The sequence below is a fragment of the Pseudomonas sp. genome (assembly GCF_030696055.1).
Classification (GTDB): domain Bacteria; phylum Pseudomonadota; class Gammaproteobacteria; order Pseudomonadales; family Pseudomonadaceae; genus Aquipseudomonas.
Genome location: NZ_JAUYNP010000114.1, coordinates 1 through 18,130 on the forward strand (window position 1 = coordinate 1; position 18,130 = coordinate 18,130).

Below are 18,130 nucleotides of genomic sequence, written 5' to 3' on the forward strand. Positions count from 1 at the left end.
GCATTCTACAGCAGCCTCATTCTCCGTCAAGTGATTTCGAAAATTTCTTTTCAAACTCAACCACTTGCACCTCCGATCAACTTCTAGCTTCTCGTCAGCGGGAGGCGAATTCTACAGCGTTTCAAACCGCTGTCAACCACCCCTTCAACCGCTTTCGATCGACTCGACCTAAGCACCGACAGGATCAAACCACCACCCTGCCAGCCCGGCGCATTGTACTTGGCTTTCGCCAAACTACAACCTCTATTTTTAAGTTAACTTCTTGTTTTAGAAGAAGTTTTCCGAGAGGCCTGCACCGGAAGAGGTGCGCATTATAGGCCAAGCCAATTCTACGTCAACGCTTATTTGAACGTTTATTCAGCTTTCAGCTTGATACGCGCAAAAGCCTTCTTACCGGCCTGACAAACATGGGTCGCACCCAGCTTGTATATAAAGGAGCGATCCACCACCTCACCATCCACGCGCACGCCACCAGAGCCCAGCAGATCGCGAGCCATGGCTGCGTTCTTGACCAGCCCGGCTTTATTAAGCAGCGCAGCGATCGGCATATCCTCAGCAGCAGACAGTTCCACCTCAGGAAGATCCTCAGGTAGCTCACCCTCCTTCATACGGTTACCCGCTGAACGATGGGCACTGGCCGCAGCCTCTTCGCCATGGAAGCGCGCAACTATCTCTTCCGCCAGCTTGATCTTGATGTCACGCGGATTGGCGCCCTGCTCGACATCGCGCTTGAACTGCTCGATCTCTTCCATGGAGCGGAAACTGAGCAGCTCGAAATAGCGCCACATCAAGGCGTCAGGCATGGAGACCAGCTTGTTGTACATGACGCCCGGCGCTTCCTGGATGCCTATATAGTTGCCCAGGGACTTGGACATCTTCTTCACACCATCCAACCCTTCCAGCAGCGGCATGGTGACGATGCACTGCGACGCCTGACCATAGGAACGCTGCAACTCGCGCCCCATCAACAGGTTGAACTTCTGATCAGTCCCTCCCAATTCGACATCCGCACGCAATGCTACCGAGTCATAGCCCTGCACCAGAGGGTAGAGGAACTCATGGATGGCAATCGGCTGATTAGTCGAATAGCGCTTGCTGAAGTCATCGCGCTCAAGCATGCGAGCCACGGTGTACTGCGAGGTCAGGCGGATAAAATCCGCAGGCCCCATCTGGTCCATCCAGGTGGAGTTGAATGCCACCTCGGTTTTCGCCGGATCGAGGATCTTGAACACCTGAGTTTTGTAGGTCTCGGCATTCTCCAACACCTGCTCACGGGTCAAGGGCGGGCGAGTCGCGCTCTTGCCACTGGGATCGCCGATCATGCCGGTGAAGTCGCCAATCAGGAAAATCACCTGATGACCCAATTCCTGGAACTGGCGCAGCTTATTAATAAGGACGGTATGCCCCAGGTGCAAATCCGGTGCAGTCGGGTCAAAACCAGCCTTAATGCGCAGCGGCTGACCACGCTTGAGCTTCTCAACCAGTTCGGCCTCAACCAGAACCTCTTCCGCACCACGCTTGATCAGCGCCAACTGCTCTTCAACCGACTTCATGACAGGACTCACGACCACTCAAAAACAAAAGGGAACCAACCATACAAGATCGCTGACAAATCACAAGTTTTGCCCGCCGAGCGCACAGCTTAAGACGACTCCGCGACAACCGGGGTTGCCTAGCACACGATTTGGTTATATTTTATACAGTTACTGCATATTCATCATTTTGCTTATCTTTTTCTATTCATTTTCAAAGTCAAAAGCCGCCTATGACCCCGACAGCCAAAGCGTCACCCCTTTACCCCAAAAGCCATATTCTGGCCGCAAGTGGCGTCGCTGCACTGCTCAGCCTAGCCTTGCTGGTGTTCCCCTCCCGCGAAGTCGAAGCCAAGAGAACCTATATCAATCTGGAGCTGGACAACGGCGCAGAGTTCGCCGAACAGCAGGGCGAACCCCAGGCAGCAGCAGCCCTGACGCTCACTAAAGACAACTCGCCTTTCGCCCAAACAGCAGAGAGCGCCAGCAAAAGCGCCGTGCCAGCAGAGCCACTGACTGAAGTGGATCCACTGCACCGAATCATCCAAGTGGGCAACGGCGATACCCTTTCAACCGTGTTCGCCAAGGTAGGCTTGCCGGCGAGCACCGTGCATCAGGTACTTAGCAGCAGCAAAGAAGCCAAGCAGCTCACCCGCCTCAAGGTCGGCCAGGAGCTGGAGTTCCAGCTGACCGCTGACGGCCAACTGGAAAGCCTGCATAGCAAGCTCAGCGACCTGGAAAGCATTGCCCTGGCGAAAACCGACAAGGGCTTTAGCTTCAAGCGCGAGCTGGTCAAGCCCGAGGTGCAAACCACCTACGCTCACGCCGTGATCGACAGCTCCTTGTTTCTGTCGGCCAAGCGCGCGGGTTTATCCCACGCCTTGACCATGGACCTGGCCAACGTATTTGGCTATGACATCGACTTCGCCATGGACATCCGTGAAGGCGACGAGTTTGAGCTGATCTACGAAGAGAAGGTGGTCAACGGCAAACAGGTTGGCACCGGCAATATCCTCTCGGCGCGCTTTACCAACCGCGGCAAGACCTTCAGCGCCGTGCGCTACACCAACAAGCAAGGCAACACCAGCTACTACAACGCCAACGGCGAGAGCATGCGCAAGGCCTTTATCCGCACGCCGGTGGACTTTGCCCGCATCAGCTCACGTTTTTCCAACGGCCGCCGCCACCCCATCCTGAACAAGATCCGCGCACACAAGGGCGTGGATTATGCCGCGCCACGTGGCACCCCGATCAAGGCCGCGGGAGATGGTCGGATAGCCCTGGCAGGGCGCCATGGCGGTTATGGCAATGCCGTGATCATCCAGCACGGCCAGCGCTACCGCACCCTGTACGCACACATGCAAGGCTTCGCCAAAGGCGTGCGCAATGGTGCCAACGTCAAGCAAGGTCAGATCATTGGCTATATCGGCACGACCGGCCTCTCCACCGGACCGCACCTGCACTATGAGTTCCAGATCAGTGGCGTCCACGTCGATCCGCTGAGCCAGAAACTGCCGATGAGCGACCCCATCGCCCGCAGCGAAAAAGCTCGCTTTATGCAGCAGAGCAAGCCCTTGATGGCGCAGATGGACAAGGAAAAATCCACCCTGCTCGCCCTCAACCCGCGCTGACACCAATGCCCCTCTACCTTGGTGTGATGTCTGGAACCAGCCTGGATGGTCTGGACATCGCCCTGATCCAGCAAGGCCACAGCACCCGCCTCCTTGGCACCCGCTATCTGCCCATGCCGGCAGAGCTGCGCACGGCGCTCTTGGCCCTGTGTGTATCCGGCCCGGACGAGCTAGCCCGCGCCGCCATCGCCGAACAGCAGTGGGTAAAGCTGGCCGCCCAAGGCATTGCCGAGCTGCTGCTGCAGCATGAACTGGCGCCACAGGCCATACGCGCGATTGGCAGCCACGGCCAGACGGTGCGCCATGAGCCGGCTCGCGGTTTCAGTATCCAGATAGGCAACCCGGCTTTGCTTGCCGAGCTGAGCGGCATCAGTGTGGTCAGCGACTTTCGCCGCCGGGATCTAGCCGCCGGAGGGCAAGGCGCACCGCTGGTTCCCGCCTTTCATGAAGCCCTATTCGCCAGCCCGCACAGCCGCCGTGCCATCCTGAATATTGGCGGTTTCAGCAACCTAAGCCTGCTCGAACCTGACCAGCAGGTGCATGGCTTCGACTGCGGTCCCGGCAATGTACTGCTGGATGCCTGGATTCAACGCCATCGAGGCGTCGACTACGATAAGGACGGCAACTGGGCTGCGACCGGCCAAGTACAAGCGCAGTTGCTGCAATCCCTGCTCAGCGATAGCTTCTTCCAGACCCAGGGCCCGAAAAGCACCGGCCGCGAACTGTTCAACCTGGCCTGGCTGGATCAGCAGCTGCGCGTCCTGCCGCCCTATACAGTGGAAGATGTGCAAGCGACCCTGCTGGAGCTGACCGCCATAAGCGTTATCGATGCCCTGCAAGCCGCCCAGCAGAACACCGAAGAGCTGCTGGTGTGCGGGGGTGGCGCGCACAACCTGACGCTGATGCAGCGGCTGGCGGCGCTGCTGCCAGGCTGTAGGGTGAGCAGCACCGAAGCCTATGGCGTGCCCGCGGATTGGGTGGAAGCCATGGCCTTTGCCTGGCTGGCGCACTGCTGCCTGGAAGGCATCCCGGCCAACCGCCCCAGCGTCACCGGCGCGCAAGGCTTGCGCGTATTGGGCGCGATCTACCCCGCCTGAACGCAGAAACGACAACGCCGTGCACTGGGCACGGCGTTGCGCTAAAGAACAATGCTGATCAGATCGAGAACGACGAGCCGCAACCACAGGTGGTGGCCGCATTCGGGTTCTTGATGACAAAGCGTGAGCCTTCCAGACCTTCCTGGTAGTCGACTTCGGCACCCGCCAGATACTGGAAGCTCATGGGATCGACCACCAGGCTGACGCCCTCGCGTTCGACTATGGTGTCGTCCTCGGCCACTTCTTCATCGAAGGTAAAGCCGTACTGGAAGCCGGAACAGCCGCCGCCAGTGACGAACACGCGCAGTTTCAGGCGCGGATTACCCTCTTCATCGACCAGGCTCTTCACCTTGTTCGCCGCGCCCTGCGTAAATAGCAAAGCCGTGGGGGTGAAGGTTTCGACGCTCATGCTGACTAACTCCCGGCGCTAAGCGCCATACTGCGTGGTGGCTGGCATTATCCGCTTACCTGAGAAAAGCGGTCAACTATTCTACGGGATTGAGGCTTTCCGGCAGCTCCAACGGTCGTGGCGCATCCTGCAAATGACAGAGACGGCCTTCGATCTGCGCGCCCATGGCCATTTCCATCAAGCCGTAATACAGATTGCCGCGTACCCGCGCCCGCGCGCCCAGCTCCAAATGCGCACTGGCGTGGACATCGCCTATTACCTCACCGTCTATCACTATATGGGGGGCGCGGATCTCACCTTCAACCTGGCCCTGTACGCTGACCCTGACCAAGCCTTCGCTGGCCAACAGGTTACCTTTGACCTTGCCATCCACCTGCACCGCGCCTTGGAAGCGCAGATTGCCCTGCAGCTCGGCGCCGACGGCAATCAGGCTGGTCTTGCCACTGAAGCGCTGCAGATCCGTCTTGTTCTTGTCTTTATTCCACATAAGCCAGAGTCACTCCTCGTCGCCCCATTTGAATGTGCGCAGCAACGGCTTTGCGCCCTGCACCTCGGCCTGCACCTTGATCTCACGCGGAACAAAACCCTCAGGCAGTTTCAGCTCGGCAAACTGCTCCGCCTCGGGAATCGCCTGGAAGTGCTTGAACGCGAAGGGAATCGCCTGCCCGGGCAAGGCATCCGCCAGGCCCTTGGTCAAGGCCGCCAACTCGAGTTCGGTTTCGCTGCCAGCCTGACTCCCCAGCACAGTCACCCGCAGCTGTCCTTCCAATGGCTCGTCACCCTTGCCGAGCCGGCTCAGCAGTATCTTGTAGCGAAACAGCTGGGGGCTGTCCGTGGCCTGCACCTCAAAGGCTTTGATACGCAGGCCTTCGCGCCGGCTGGCGGGGGCCAGCACGCCTTTGTAGAAGGCCAGATCCTGTTGCTGCTGATAGATCTGCTCTTCCAGCAGCTTGATGGTCAGACGGCTCTGCTCATTGGCCTGCTGCGCCAACTGCTCGCCGCTGCTGACCACGGCCAGACGCTGACGCAGCGTATCCAGCTCGCGCTGCAGTTCAGCCACACGCACCTGCTGCTGTCCCTCGACCAGCCCACTACGCGCCTGCCACCAGGTGCCGGCATAGAAGGCCAGTGGCAGCGCCAGCACCAGCAGCAGCCAGGCCAGGCGCATGCGCCTGGCTCGACCGGGATCGCTGGGCCGAACTTCCCAGCCCGCCATCAGGGCAACAGCGCGGCGTGGGACAAGCCCAGGCGCTCATCCAGGCCGAAGAGGATATTCATGTTCTGCACGGCCTGACCCGAAGCGCCCTTGACCAGGTTGTCGATCACCGACAGCACCACCACCAGGTCGCCATCCTGCGGACGGTGCACGGCGATGCGGCAGACGTTGGCACCGCGCACACTGCGGGTCTCCGGATGGCTGCCGGCCGGCATCACATCGACGAAGGGCTCGTCGGCATAACGCTTCTCGAACAGCGCCTGCAGATCCACCGAACGATCCACCACAGTGGCGTACAGCGTCGCATGGATGCCGCGAATCATCGGCGTCAGGTGCGGTACGAAGGTCAGCCCCACTGCCTTGCCGGCCGCCCGGGCCAAACCCTGGCGAATCTCCGGCAGATGACGATGGCCCTTAACCCCGTAGGCCTTCATGCTTTCCCCGGCTTCGCTGAACAGCGAACCGACGCTGGCACCGCGCCCGGCACCGCTGACCCCGGACTTGCAGTCGGCGATCAGCTGCGTGGTATCGGCCAGCCCGGCTTCGAGCAGGGGAATAAAACCCAGCTGCGCCGCGGTCGGATAGCAGCCCGGCACCGCGATCAGGCGCGCCTGCTTGATCGCCTCACGGTTGACTTCCGGCAGGCCGTATACCGCCTCGTCGAGCAACTCCGGGGCACCGTGCGGTTGGCCATACCACTTGCCCCACTCTTCGGCATCCTGCAGACGGAAGTCGGCGGACAGGTCGATCACCTTGGTCCCAGCCGCCAGCAGCTCGCCGGCCAGGGCATGGGCGACGCCATGGGGAGTGGCGAAGAACACCACATCGCAAGCGCCCAGGGTCGCCACATCGGGCACGCTAAAAGCCAGCTGGTCGTAATGACCGCGCAGGTTCGGGTACATCTCGTCGACGCGCAGGCCCGCCTCGGAGCGCGAGGTGATGACCTCGACCTGCGCCTGCGGATGCTGCGCCAGCAAACGCAACAGCTCGACGCCGGTATAACCCGTGCCGCCGACGATTCCGACCTTGATCATCACTTGCCCCTTTGCATTAACACCATTGGAAAGCTGCCGATGATAAAGCCGCTTCGGCCAGGGGCCAACCGCCAGTGATGACGGATAGCGCAGCGGCCACTACTATCGAAGCACTTTGTCGATTCGAGACCCCATAATGCTCTATCTGTGGCTCAAGGCCCTGCACATCATCGCCATGGTCTGCTGGTTTGCCGGCCTGTTCTATTTACCGCGCCTGTTCGTCTACCACGCCATGAGCAGCGACGAGCTCAGCCGCGAGCGCTTCTGCATAATGGAGCGCAAGCTCTACCGCGGCATCATGCTGCCCTCGATGATCGCCACCCTGGGCCTCGGTATCTGGCTGCTCAGCCTCAACCCCAGCCACTACTTCAGCCAGGGCTGGATGCACGCCAAGCTGAGTCTGGTGCTGCTGCTGATCGCCTATCAGTTTGCCTGCGGTGCCCAGCTCAAGGCCTTTGCCCGTGGCGAAAACCGCCGCAGCCATGTGTTCTATCGTTGGTTCAATGAAGCTCCGGTGTTGGCGCTACTGGCCATCGTCATTCTGGTGGTGGTCAAACCCTTCTAACTCGTCGCCCTGCTAAAAGGAAACGCCCATGTCCCTGCCTGCTCTGCTCGAACAGCGCCTGCGCCTGCCGGTGGTCGCCGCGCCGATGTTTCTGGTGTCCAATCCGCAGCTGGTGCTGGCCTGCTGCCACAGCGGCATAGTCGGCAGCTTCCCGGCCCTCAACCAACGCGAAAGCAGCGGTTTCAACGCCTGGTTGGAAGAGATCGAAGCAGGCCTTGCGGCGGACTCGGCACCCTATGCGGTCAACCTGATAGTGCATGGCAGCAACCCGCGCCTGCAGGCCGACCTGGCGATCTGCGTCGAACACAAGGTACCGCTGGTGATCACCAGCCTGGGCGCGGTGAAGGAAGTGGTGGATGCGGTGCACAGCTACGGCGGCCTGGTGTTTCATGACGTCACCACCCGCCGGCATGCCGAGAAAGCCGCCACCGCCGGAGTCGATGGTTTGATCGCGGTGGCGGCCGGAGCCGGCGGTCATGCCGGCACCTGGAGCCCCTTCGCCCTGCTCGCGGAAATCCGTCAGTTCTTCGACAAGACCCTGCTGCTGGCCGGCTGCCTCAACCAGGGCCACGAGGTACTCGCCGCGCAGCTGCTGGGAGCGGATCTGGCCTATCTGGGCACCCGCCTGATCGCCACCCAGGAAAATGCCGCCTCAAAGGCCTACAAGCAGATGATTCTCGAGGCCCAGGCCGCCGACATCATCCACACCCCGGCGGTCTCCGGGGTGCCGGCGAGCTTTATGCGCCAGAGCCTGGAAATGGCCGGCTACGACCTCAAGCAGTTGCAGAACAAGGGCGAGCTCAACTACGGCGAGAAGCTCAAGCCGGTGGACGAGGAAGCCAAGGCGTGGAAAACCGTGTGGTCGGCCGGCCAGGGCGTTGGCGCGATCAGCGACCTGCCCACAGTCGCGACGCTGATCGCCCGCCTGGATAGCGAGTACCGCGCCGCATTCAACCAGGTGCAGCGCCTGCAGCAACGCTGGCCAGGATGAAACGCCGCCGCCTGCTCGGCCTGGGCGCCATCGGCCTGCTCGGCGGCTGGGCGCTGCGCCCCGGCGACCACGGCCAGCCGTACACGCCCTACTTCGCCAGGCTCAATCAACTGCTGCGCCAGCAAAGCCCGGGCATTCCGCTGCTGATAGTCGACCTCGGCCGCCTCGACCAGAACGCCGAGCTACTGGCCCGGCGCCTCGGCAGCCAGCTGCCGCTGCGCCTGGTGGCCAAATCCCTGGGCTCCATCGGCATGCTCGACTACCTGGCGAACAAGCTCGGCACCCAGCGCTTTATGGTGTTTCACCAGCCGCAGCTGAACCAGCTGGCGCACAGCTTTCCACAGTCCGACCTACTGCTGGGCAAACCGCTGCCCGCTGCCGCCGCCCTGCGTTTCTACCAGCAACTGCCGGCAGGCAGCGCCTTCGTCCCCGCTCGCCAACTGACCTGGCTGGTCGATAGCCCGGCGCGTCTCGGCGAATACGCCGAGCTGGCCCGAGCGCTGGGCCAGCCCCTGCAGATCGCCCTGGAGATAGATATCGGCATGGCCCGGGGCGGCTTCGCCACGCCGGCCCAGCTGGGCGAGGCACTTGCCTGGTTACGGGCCAATCCGGCGCCCTTGCACGTCCGCGGGCTGATGGGCTACGACGGCCATCTCGGCCATACGCCCTTCTGGGTCGGACAGGCCGGCGCATTCGCCCGGAGCACTGCCAGCTACCGGGCCTTTATCGTCACGGCCACAGAGTTCCGCGAGCTCTGGCCGCGACAAGCGCTACTCAATGGCGGCGGTAGCCTGACCTATGCGCTGCACGCGGCAGGCGCTACGCCGCTGAATGAAGTAGCGGTCGGCTCCGCCCTGCTCAAACCCAGCGACTTCGATGTCGAGTTATTGGCCGGCCATCGGCCCGCCCTGTGGATCGCCAGCCCGGTGCTAAAAGCCCTGGCGGGGCAATGGCCGTTTCTCGACGGCACCCAGGCACTGCTGCAGGCGTGGAACCCCAACCGCCAGCAGGCCTACTACCTGTACGGCGGGCAATGGCCGGCAGATCCAGTAGCCCCCGCGGGGCTGAGCTACGACGCGCTATATGGCCGCAGCGCCAATCAGGAGCGTCTGCTCGGCTCGGGCAGCAGCGGGCTGGGCGTCGACGACTGGGTATTTCTGCGCCCGCAGCGCGCCGAAGGCCTGATCGAATCCTTCGCGGAGCTCTATCTGCTACGCAACGAGCGCCTGGTCGGCCGCTGGGCACCCCATAGTAGAGTCTGAAGACAGTCCACATTTGCAGCGCAGGTGGCTTGTTTACTGGCCTGCAGGCCAGCTAGTCTGTAGCACACCCCCCAGGCACCGACAAGGAAGCCGATATGAGCCAAGCCCGTTTCAAGATTGTCTTCAACGGCGAGCTGATGCCCGACGTGGCCCTGGAAACCGCCAAGGACAATCTCTCCCGCCTGTTCAAAAGCGATGGCGCACGGATCAATGCGCTGTTCAGCGGCAGCCCCATCGAGATCAAACGCGGCCTCAGCGAAAGCGAGGCCGACCAGTACCTCGCCGCCTTGCAACGCGCCGGCGCCAAGGTCCGCAAAGAGCAGGATGGCACCGCCAGCCTGAGCCTGGTGGCCAGTGATGACCACCCCAAGGTCGCGAGCCAGCCCTTACAACCGGCAAGCAATTCAACCGACATGACCTGCCCCAAATGCGGCCAGCAACAGCCAAAAGCGGCAGAGTGCAGCGCCTGCGGCATCATCATCGAGAAGTTTATCGCCCGGCAGGCGCTGTATGCCGAAGCGCCGGCGAGCGATGCCGGCGCCACGGCTAGCCCCTATGCCACGCCCAAGGCCACAGTGGCCGAAGTCCTGCCCGAATTCGGCGAGTTGAAGCCGCTGAGCAGCGAGGGCCGCATCGGCCGCCTGCGTTACCTGGCCTGGTCGCTGGTACTGATGTTCGCCTGTATGCCGCTGCTCGGGGTGGCGGCCGGCTTCTTCGCCGTGTCGGAAATCCTCGGCGGCGTGCTGATGGCCGTGGTGGGTGTGGCCATCGCGGTGGTCGGCATCCTGTTCGGCGTGCAGCGCCTGCATGATATCGGCTGGTCGGGCTGGCTGCTGCTGCTCAACCTGGTGCCGGTGGTGGGCGGAGTGTTCTCCCTGCTGATGTTTATCATCCCGGGCAGCACCGAGGCCAACCGCTTCGGCCCGCCGCCACCGCCCAACAGCACCGCGGTCAAGGTGCTCGCCGCACTCTGGCTGGGCATCATAGTGCTCGGCATAGTTGCCGCCATCGCCCTGCCCGCCTATATGGGCTACGCCGACGCGGGCCTGTAAACCGCGCGCAACCTTGCGCGTCGCCTGGGGTCGAACAGACCCCAGCCTGGAGAACCACATGGCCCGTTATGCCCTTATCACCGGTGCCTCCAGCGGCATCGGCCTGGCTCTGGCCGAAGCCCTGGCGCGGCGCGGACGCAACCTGATCCTGGTGGCACGCCAGCGCGATGCCCTGGAAAGCATCGCCTGCGAGCTGACCCAGCGTTTTGCCGTAGAAGTCTTGTTTCGCGTCTGCGACCTCAGCCAACCCTTGCAGGTCAGCGGCCTGTTGCATGAGCTGGAACAGGGCGAGCGCAGCATCGATCTGCTGGTGAATAACGCCGGCATCGGCACCTCAGGCGCCTTCGTGACCCAGGACTGGAGCCGCGAACAGCAGCTGATCGAACTCAATGTGCTGGCCCTGGCCCGCCTCTGCCATGCCATAGGCGGCATCATGGCCGGCCAGGGCAGCGGGCAGATCCTCAATGTCGCCTCTGTCGCCGGCTTTCAACCCGGGCCTTGGATGAGTAACTACTTCGCCAGCAAGGCCTATGTGCTGCACTTCTCCGAGGGCTTGCGGGAAGAGCTCAAGCGATACGGTGTGCGCGTCTCGGTACTCTGTCCGGGGCCGACCCGCAGCGCCTTCTTTCGTAATGCGCGCATGAATGCCGATGCCCTGCAAGACAGCAAGCTGATGATGAGCGCCGAAGAAGTGGCGCTGATCACCGTCAACGCCCTGGAGAAGAACCGCGCAATCATCATCCCCGGCTGGCGCAATCGCTTGCTGGCCATCAGCCCGCGCCTGGCGCCGCGCTGGCTGGTGCGCCGTCTGACGGGGCGGTTGAACCGCCAGGTCAGCAGCGCCGGCTAGCCGGCATTCACCGTGCGGCCATCGGCCCAGGCCCTCAAGGCGTCGAGGTCTTCGGCCATGATCACCGACAAGGGCGCAGTGCCCTGGATGCTCTGCAGCAACAGCACCTGATTGACCGACTGCTGCTGAGCCTGCGCGGCATACAGGGCACTGACCACCACCTGCTCGATCTCCGCCCCGGAAAAACCCGCGCTGGCCTCCGCCAGCCGCTGCAGGTCGAAGCCGCTCGGCTCCAGCTCGCGACGCACCAGGTGAATGCGGAAGATCTCGGCCCGCACGGCGCTATCCGGCAGATCGACGAAAAACAGCTCATCGAAGCGCCCCTTGCGCACCAGCTCCGGCGGCAGGCGGGAGATGTCGTTGGCGGTGGCCACCATAAACACCGGCGCCTTGCGCTCGGCCATCCAGGTCAGCAGGGTGCCGAGCACCCGCTGGCTGACGCCGCCATCCTGGTCGCCACTGGCCAGGCCTTTTTCGATCTCATCCATCCACAGCACGCAAGGCGCCATCTGCTCGGCCAGCTGCAAGGCCTCACGCAGGTTGCGCTCGGTTTCGCCGAAGAACTTGTTGTACAGGCAGGCAAAATCCAGGCGCAGCAAGGGTAAGCCCCACAGCCCGGCCACGGCCTTGGCCGCCAGGCTCTTGCCGCCGCCCTGCACGCCGACCAGCAGCACGCCCTTGGGCAGATCGACGCCCGTGCCGTCGAGGAAGATGCCCTGACGCTCGCCCAGCCAGCGCTTGAGAGTGCTCAAACCACCCACTTCGGCAAAGCGCGCGGTGTCGTACTCGAAACTCAACACGCCCTCGAGGTCGAGCAACTGGAACTTGGTCTTGTTCAGCTCGGGCAAGTCCTCCTGGGTAATGGCGCCGTCGTCGCAAATCACATTGCGCGCCAGGGCGCGGGCCTCGGCATGACTCATGCCGCGCAGGTTCTTCACCACCTGCTGCAGGGTGCGATTGTCGGTACGCACCCGGGCATTGCGATTGCGCGCGCTCCACAGGCTGGCCTCATCGCGCACTATGGCCAGCAACTCGTCTTCGGACGGCAGCGCCAGGCTGAAGCGCGACGCGTAGCGCTGCACCTCGGGCGGCAGCTTGCAGGCATGCGACACCAGCACCAGGGTCGGCTTGCTCGGTGCCTCGCTCATGGCGATTTCCTTGAGCAGGCGCACCAGCTTGGGGTTGTCATCCAGAAAGGGATGCAGATCGCACAGCACATAGAGCGTCGGCTGCGGGTCGGCCTTGATCAGCCTCAACGCGGCTTCCGGCTCCAGGCTCGCGCCTGCGTCCCCCGCCTCGCTGCCGAAACCCAGGCGCTGCAAGCCCTCTGTCACCGACCACATCTGCAAGCCCAGGCCACGCTTGACCGCCAACCCGGTCAGGGTCTCCAAGACCCGCGCCTCGTCCCAGGACTCGATCAGGATCAGCTTGGCTTTGGAATCGAGCACCAGGCCCAGGTCATGAATATCGTTTTTCACACAAACTCCTTGTGGGCCTGACAGCTCTGGCCGTGGCTAACGGGCACCGCTAACAGGCCGTTGAAAAATGTAGGCGAGGCAGCCGAGACAAGGCAAAAACGGCCGAAAAAGCGCAGTTTACGTGCTGTAAATGAGCATTTTGAGGCCGTTTTTAACGCCGTATCGGCAACGTAGGTAGTTTTTCAACGGACTGCTAAACTCGGGCCTCTTTCAACAGACCGGAAGACTGACCATGGACTGTCTGTTTTGCAAGATCGTCGCCGGGCAAATCCCGGCGCGCAAGCTGTATGAAGATGAGCAGGTGTTCGCCTTCCACGATATCGGCCCACGAGCGCCGGTGCATTTCCTGGTGATCCCGAAACGCCATATCAGCACCCTCCTCCATCTGACCGAAGCGGACAATGCCCTGACCGGGCATATGCTCTTCACCGCCCAACGCCTGGCCAAGGAGCAGGGCTGCGAGGAAGGCTTCCGTGTGGTGATGAACTGCAACGAGCTGGGTGGCCAGACCGTCCAGCACATCCATATGCACGTGCTTGGCCAACGCCAGATGACCTGGCCGCCGGGTTGATGCGCCGCGTTCTGGGCCTGCTGGCCGTCTCTAGCCTGCTCATAAGCGCACCGGCCCAAGCGGCCGGGCGCCTGTTTAGCGACAAGCTGCCGGGAGGCGCACAAGGCCCGGCGCTGGTGGTGGTGCCGGCCGGGCGCTTCGTCCTCGGCGATAGCACGGGCCGCGGCAACCATAACGAGCGCCCACCGCAGCCGATCGAGATCAAACAGCCCTTCGCCATCGGCCGCCATGAAATCAGCTTCGCCGACTGGCAGCTGTATGCCGAGGCCAGCGGTACGGCCATGCCGGATAACGAAGGCTGGGGCCTCTCCGCCCAGCGTCCGGTGATTCATGTGTCCTGGCACCAGGCCCGGGCCTACAGCCAATGGCTGTCGAAGGCCAGCGGGCAGCGCTACCGCCTGCCCAGCGAAGCCGAGTGGGAATACGCCGCCCGCGCCGGTAGCCGGGGCTATTACTGGTGGGGCGAGCAACTCGACAGCCCGGAGGCCCGCCCGCGCGCCCATTGCCGCGGCTGCGCCACCTCACGGCTGATGCAGAACCAGACCGAACGCATCGGCCAGTTTGCCGCCAACGCCTTCGGCCTGCACGATACGGCCGGCAATGTCTGGGAGTGGACCGCCTCGCGCTTCGCCAGCCCCTTCGACGGCAGCGAACAACGGGCCGCCAGCCTGCTGGACAACAGCCCGCGAGTGGTGCGCGGCGGCGCCTGGAACAGCGGGCCGAGCTACCTGCGCAGCAGCCAGCGGGATATGAAGCAACCGCAGCACAAGGACTATGCCCTGGGCTTTCGCATCCTCCGCGAGCTGCCCTGATCTCGATCAAGCCCAGGGCCGGGGATTGGAGTAAACTGGCCGCCGTTGTCAGCGCCGGAGGTCCTTATGGCCAGCGAACGTCACTTCTCACCTGTTGATCGCCTACTGCTGCAAGCCGACGCGGCCCTGCGCACCTTGCTGCCGTTCAGCGGCCAGCCCAGCCGGCCCTCGCCGGCCATAGTGCAACCCGAAGCCGAGCTGGATGAACTGCAGGCGCAGCATATCGCCGGCCTGATGCGCATCAACCACACCGGCGAGGTCTGCGCCCAGGCGCTGTACCAAGGCCAGGCCCTGACCGCCAAGCTGCCCAAGATTCGCGCCGCCATGGAACATGCCGCCGACGAAGAAATCGACCACCTGGCCTGGTGCGAACAACGCATCCGCCAGCTCGGCAGCCAGCCCAGCGTGCTCAACCCGCTGTTCTACGGCCTGTCCTTCGGCGTGGGCGCGGCCGCCGGGCTGATCAGCGATAAGATCAGCCTGGGCTTTGTCGCCGCCACCGAGGATCAGGTGGTCAAGCATCTGGACGAGCACCTGCAGCAGATCCCGCAGGAAGACCAGAAGTCGCGCGCTATCCTCGAACAGATGCGTGCCGATGAGCAGCAGCACGCCTGCAATGCCCTGGAGGCCGGCGGCCTACGCTTCCCGGCGCCGCTGAAGTTCGGCATGAGCCTGCTGGCCAAGGTAATGACCAAAAGCACCTATCGGCTGTAGCTGCAAGCTGCAAGCAAGACGATAGCGTAACCAACAAGGGCGCCACTGGCGCCCTTGTTGGTTTTCACTTGTAGCTTATGGTTTGAGGCTTATGGCTGCTTCAGTCCAGTTCGACTATCTCGTAGTCGTGGGTGATTGCCACGCCGCCGCGACCGAGCATGATCGAGGCCGAGCAGTACTTCTCCGCCGACAGTTCGACCGCGCGCTTGACCTGCGCCTCCTTCAAGCCGCGGCCCTTGACCACGAAATGCAGGTGGATCTTGGTGAACACCTTGGGCTCCTCAGTGGCGCGCTCGGCCTCGAGAAAGGCCTCGCAGCTTTCCACCGCCTGGCGGGACTTTTTCAGGATGCTGACCACATCGAAGTTGCTGCAGCCACCCAGGCCGATCAGCACCATCTCCATCGGGCGCACACCCAGATTGCGGCCACCGCTCTCCGGCGGACCATCCATCACCACCGCATGGCCACTGCCCGACTCGCCGATAAACAGGGCTTCGCCGGCCCACTGAATGCGCGCTTTCATTACTCAGGCTCCGCTGTTAAAAAGGGAGGCAGCTTAGCACAGCACTTTTCGCGACCAGATACCCGTCTGCCGACCATAGAGTTCCCGGCTAGATGTTAGCTACGTCGCAAAACCGAGCCGAGCCGGGCAAGCTTTGTTAAGCTGGCGCCGGATTACTGGCACACTTGACCGGATAACTATTAAAAAATTGCCTGTCAGACAAAGGCTTACCTTTACATCTTCGGGACTCGGGCATGGTCGCTATTACCCTTACACCAAAAATAAAGAACCTCGACAAACTCCTCGCGCACTGTCATCGCCGTCGCTATACGGCGAAAAGCACCATCATCTATGCAGGTGATCGCTGCGAGACCCTGTTCTTTATCGTTAAGGGTTCGGTCACCATCCTGATCGAAGATGATGACGGCCGCGAGATGATCATCGCCTACCTGAATGCCGGCGATTTCTTCGGCGAGATGGGCCTGTTCGAGAAGGACGGCACCGAGAAGGAACGCAGCGCCTGGGTACGCGCCAAGACCGAATGTGAAGTGGCGGAGCTCAGCTATATCAAGTTCCGCGAGCTGACCCAGCAGGACCCGGACATTCTCTACGCCCTCGGCAGCCAGATGGCCGAGCGCCTGCGCAACACCACGCGCAAGGTCGGCGACCTGGCCTTCCTCGACGTCACCGGGCGGGTGGCACGCACCCTGCTCGACCTGTGCAAGCAACCCGACGCCATGACCCACCCGGACGGCATGCAGATCAAGATCACCCGCCAGGAAATCGGCCGCATCGTCGGCTGCTCGCGGGAGATGGTCGGCCGTGTGCTCAAGGCCTTGGAAGAACAGGGTCTGGTCAACGTCAAAGGCAAGACCATGGTGGTATTCGGCACCCGCTGAAACCAGCAGGCAGAAAAATGCCGACGCATGCGTCGGCTTTTTTATACCTGCCATCCATGGCAGCTACCCTTCGGGCCGTCGCTGCGCGACGTTAAAAATGGCTCCTGGCCATTTTTTATTGGCGTCGCTTCAATCCACGTCGGACCGGGCGACCACCCGCTTGCGCTCGGGGAAGAACAGCCGCTCCAGTTCCGCCCCCGGATTGTCCGCGCGCATAAAGGCTTCGCCGACCAGGAAGGCGTACACCTCGCTGATTTCCATCAGCTCGACATCGGCGCGATTGAGGATGCCGCTCTCGGTCACCACCAGACGGTCCCGGGGAATCCGTGGCAGCAGGTCCAGGGTGGTTTCCAGGCTGACCTCGAAGCTATGCAGGTTGCGGTTGTTGATCCCCACCAGCGGCGTATCCAGGGTCTTCAACGCACGCTCCAGCTCCGCGCCATCGTGCACCTCGACCAGCACGTCCAGGTCGAAGGCCTTGGCGGTGGCCGCCAGCTCGGCCATCAGCCCATCATCCAGGGCCGAGACGATCAGCAGCACGCAGTCGGCGCCCAGGGCGCGTGCTTCGACTATCTGATAGGGATCGAGCATAAAGTCCTTGCGGATCACCGGCAGCGTGCAGGCGTTGCGCGCCTCTTGCAGGTAGCTGTCGGCACCCTGGAAGAAGTCGACATCGGTCAGCACCGACAGGCAGGTGGCGCCGCCGGCCTGGTAGCTCTGGGCGATCTCTGCCGGGACGAAGTGTTCGCGCAGCACGCCCTTGCTCGGCGACGCCTTCTTGATCTCGGCTATCACCGCCGGCTGCTTGCGCTTGGCCTGGGCCAGCATGGCCTGGGCGAAGCCACGCGGTGCAGCGGCGGCACGGGCCTGCTGCTCGACCTCGGCCAGGCTGACGAGGGCGCGGCGCGCGGCGACTTCTTCGACCTTGCGCGCCAGGATCTTTTCCAGAACGGTGGGGATGCTCACCCTGCATTCTCCTGCTTGAATACCGCGGTAAAGGACACCAGCTCCTGCAGCTTTTCCCAGGCCAGACCGGTATGCAAGGCATCGTGGGCCCGCTGCACACCCTCTTTCAGGCTGCCGGCCAGATCGCAGGCGTACAGCGCCGCGCCGGCATTCAGCACTATCATATCCGCCGCCTTCTGCCCCTGCTCGGTCTTGCGCTTGCTCAGCGCCTCGCGGATCAGCGCCAGGGACTGCTCGGCGCCCTCGACGCTCAAGCCGATCAGGCTCTGGCTCTTGATGCCGAAGTCTTCCGGCTGAATGCTGTACTCGCTGACCACGCCATTTTTCAGTTCGGCGACATGGGTCGGCGCGGCCAGGCTGATTTCATCCAGGCCGTCCTGGGCGTGCACCACCAGCACATGCTCGCTGCCCAGGCGCTGCAGCACTTCGGCCAACGGCCGGCACAGCGCCTGGCTGAACACGCCCAGCACCTGGTGCTTGACCCCGGCCGGATTGGTCATGGGGCCGAGCATATTGAAGATGGTGCGCAGACCCAGTTCGCGGCGTGGG

The 18,130-nt window shown here is 62.6% G+C and carries 19 protein-coding genes and 1 pseudogene; 11 read left to right on the forward strand and 9 right to left on the reverse strand.

Going from position 1 to position 18,130, the window contains the following annotated elements:
* Positions 1-353: 353 nt before the first annotated feature.
* Entirely contained in the window at positions 354-1,553 is a 1,200-nt protein-coding gene (gene tyrS / locus Q8Q83_RS06820) for a tyrosine--tRNA ligase (RefSeq protein ID WP_305622277.1), read from the reverse strand.
* A 212-nt stretch (positions 1,554-1,765) separates the two neighbouring features.
* On the opposite strand from tyrS, the gene Q8Q83_RS06825 reads away from it, so the two are divergent.
* Positions 1,766-3,163 carry a peptidoglycan DD-metalloendopeptidase family protein gene (locus tag Q8Q83_RS06825; protein WP_305622279.1) on the forward strand — a complete coding sequence of 466 codons (1,398 nt, stop codon included), beginning with the start codon at positions 1,766-1,768 and terminating at the stop codon, positions 3,161-3,163.
* A gap of 5 nt (positions 3,164-3,168) precedes the next feature.
* The gene (locus Q8Q83_RS06830) at positions 3,169-4,260 is read left to right on the forward strand and encodes an anhydro-N-acetylmuramic acid kinase (RefSeq protein WP_305622281.1); all 1,092 of its coding nucleotides are present in this window, start codon (positions 3,169-3,171) and stop codon (positions 4,258-4,260) included.
* A gap of 58 nt (positions 4,261-4,318) precedes the next feature.
* Here the strand turns inward: Q8Q83_RS06830 and erpA are convergent, their stop codons facing one another.
* The 4 genes from erpA to argC all read right to left on the reverse strand — a co-directional run bounded on the left by erpA (position 4,319) and on the right by argC (position 6,919).
* A complete protein-coding gene (erpA, locus tag Q8Q83_RS06835) occupies positions 4,319-4,669 on the reverse strand; it encodes an iron-sulfur cluster insertion protein ErpA (RefSeq protein ID WP_305622283.1) in 351 nt (116 codons plus the stop codon).
* Positions 4,670-4,745: 76 nt separating this feature from the next.
* Positions 4,746-5,156 (reverse strand): polymer-forming cytoskeletal protein, encoded by a 411-nt coding sequence (locus Q8Q83_RS06840; RefSeq protein WP_305622285.1) that lies wholly within the window; start codon positions 5,154-5,156, stop codon positions 4,746-4,748.
* Between the two features lie 9 nt (positions 5,157-5,165).
* Positions 5,166-5,837 (reverse strand): DUF6776 family protein, encoded by a 672-nt coding sequence (locus Q8Q83_RS06845; protein ID WP_305622287.1) that lies wholly within the window; start codon positions 5,835-5,837, stop codon positions 5,166-5,168.
* 47 nt (positions 5,838-5,884) lie between these two features.
* Positions 5,885-6,919, reverse strand: a complete 1,035-nt coding sequence (argC, locus tag Q8Q83_RS06850) for an N-acetyl-gamma-glutamyl-phosphate reductase (RefSeq protein WP_305622288.1) — start codon at positions 6,917-6,919, stop codon at positions 5,885-5,887.
* Positions 6,920-7,055: 136 nt separating this feature from the next.
* On the opposite strand from argC, the gene hemJ reads away from it, so the two are divergent.
* The 5 genes from hemJ (at position 7,056) to Q8Q83_RS06875 (ending at position 11,639) form a co-directional block, all read left to right on the forward strand.
* On the forward strand, positions 7,056-7,484 hold the full coding sequence (gene hemJ / locus Q8Q83_RS06855; protein ID WP_305622290.1) for a protoporphyrinogen oxidase HemJ: 429 nt from the start codon (positions 7,056-7,058) through the stop codon (positions 7,482-7,484).
* A 28-nt stretch (positions 7,485-7,512) separates the two neighbouring features.
* Positions 7,513-8,475 (forward strand): nitronate monooxygenase family protein, encoded by a 963-nt coding sequence (locus Q8Q83_RS06860; protein WP_305622292.1) that lies wholly within the window; start codon positions 7,513-7,515, stop codon positions 8,473-8,475.
* Complete coding sequence (locus Q8Q83_RS06865; protein ID WP_305622294.1) at positions 8,472-9,737, forward strand: alanine racemase; 1,266 nt, start codon at positions 8,472-8,474, stop codon at positions 9,735-9,737. The genes Q8Q83_RS06860 and Q8Q83_RS06865 overlap by 4 nt, the downstream gene beginning before the upstream one ends.
* A 95-nt stretch (positions 9,738-9,832) precedes the next feature.
* On the forward strand, positions 9,833-10,789 hold the full coding sequence (locus tag Q8Q83_RS06870; RefSeq protein WP_305622296.1) for a DUF805 domain-containing protein: 957 nt from the start codon (positions 9,833-9,835) through the stop codon (positions 10,787-10,789).
* 58 nt (positions 10,790-10,847) lie between these two features.
* Positions 10,848-11,639 (forward strand): SDR family oxidoreductase, encoded by a 792-nt coding sequence (locus tag Q8Q83_RS06875; protein WP_305622298.1) that lies wholly within the window; start codon positions 10,848-10,850, stop codon positions 11,637-11,639.
* On the opposite strand, the gene Q8Q83_RS06880 is transcribed toward Q8Q83_RS06875, so the two are convergent.
* The gene (locus Q8Q83_RS06880; RefSeq protein WP_305622300.1) at positions 11,636-13,117 is read right to left on the reverse strand and encodes an AAA family ATPase; all 1,482 of its coding nucleotides are present in this window, start codon (positions 13,115-13,117) and stop codon (positions 11,636-11,638) included. The two genes, Q8Q83_RS06875 and Q8Q83_RS06880, sit on opposite strands and share 4 nt — an antisense overlap.
* A 232-nt stretch (positions 13,118-13,349) precedes the next feature.
* On the opposite strand from Q8Q83_RS06880, the gene Q8Q83_RS06885 reads away from it, so the two are divergent.
* The 3 genes from Q8Q83_RS06885 to coq7 all read left to right on the forward strand — a co-directional run bounded on the left by Q8Q83_RS06885 (position 13,350) and on the right by coq7 (position 15,214).
* Positions 13,350-13,688 (forward strand): histidine triad nucleotide-binding protein, encoded by a 339-nt coding sequence (locus tag Q8Q83_RS06885; protein ID WP_305622302.1) that lies wholly within the window; start codon positions 13,350-13,352, stop codon positions 13,686-13,688.
* Complete coding sequence (locus Q8Q83_RS06890; protein ID WP_305622304.1) at positions 13,688-14,500, forward strand: formylglycine-generating enzyme family protein; 813 nt, start codon at positions 13,688-13,690, stop codon at positions 14,498-14,500. Before Q8Q83_RS06885 ends, Q8Q83_RS06890 begins: the two co-directional genes overlap by 1 nt.
* A 66-nt stretch (positions 14,501-14,566) precedes the next feature.
* On the forward strand, positions 14,567-15,214 hold the full coding sequence (coq7, locus tag Q8Q83_RS06895) for a 2-polyprenyl-3-methyl-6-methoxy-1,4-benzoquinone monooxygenase (RefSeq protein WP_305622305.1): 648 nt from the start codon (positions 14,567-14,569) through the stop codon (positions 15,212-15,214).
* 100 nt (positions 15,215-15,314) lie between these two features.
* On the opposite strand, the gene Q8Q83_RS06900 is transcribed toward coq7, so the two are convergent.
* Entirely contained in the window at positions 15,315-15,737 is a 423-nt protein-coding gene (locus tag Q8Q83_RS06900) for an OsmC family protein (protein ID WP_305622307.1), read from the reverse strand.
* Between the two features lie 233 nt (positions 15,738-15,970).
* Here Q8Q83_RS06900 and crp point away from each other — a divergent pair, with 233 nt between their 5' ends.
* Positions 15,971-16,615 carry a cAMP-activated global transcriptional regulator CRP gene (gene crp / locus Q8Q83_RS06905; RefSeq protein ID WP_305622309.1) on the forward strand — a complete coding sequence of 215 codons (645 nt, stop codon included), beginning with the start codon at positions 15,971-15,973 and terminating at the stop codon, positions 16,613-16,615.
* A 129-nt stretch (positions 16,616-16,744) separates the two neighbouring features.
* Here the strand turns inward: crp and trpC are convergent, their stop codons facing one another.
* Positions 16,745-17,581 carry an indole-3-glycerol phosphate synthase TrpC gene (gene trpC, locus Q8Q83_RS06910; protein ID WP_305622311.1) on the reverse strand — a complete coding sequence of 279 codons (837 nt, stop codon included), beginning with the start codon at positions 17,579-17,581 and terminating at the stop codon, positions 16,745-16,747.
* A pseudogene (trpD, locus tag Q8Q83_RS06915) lies at positions 17,578-18,130 on the reverse strand (anthranilate phosphoribosyltransferase); the annotation flags it as partial. The pseudogene trpD and the gene trpC, both read right to left, overlap by 4 nt.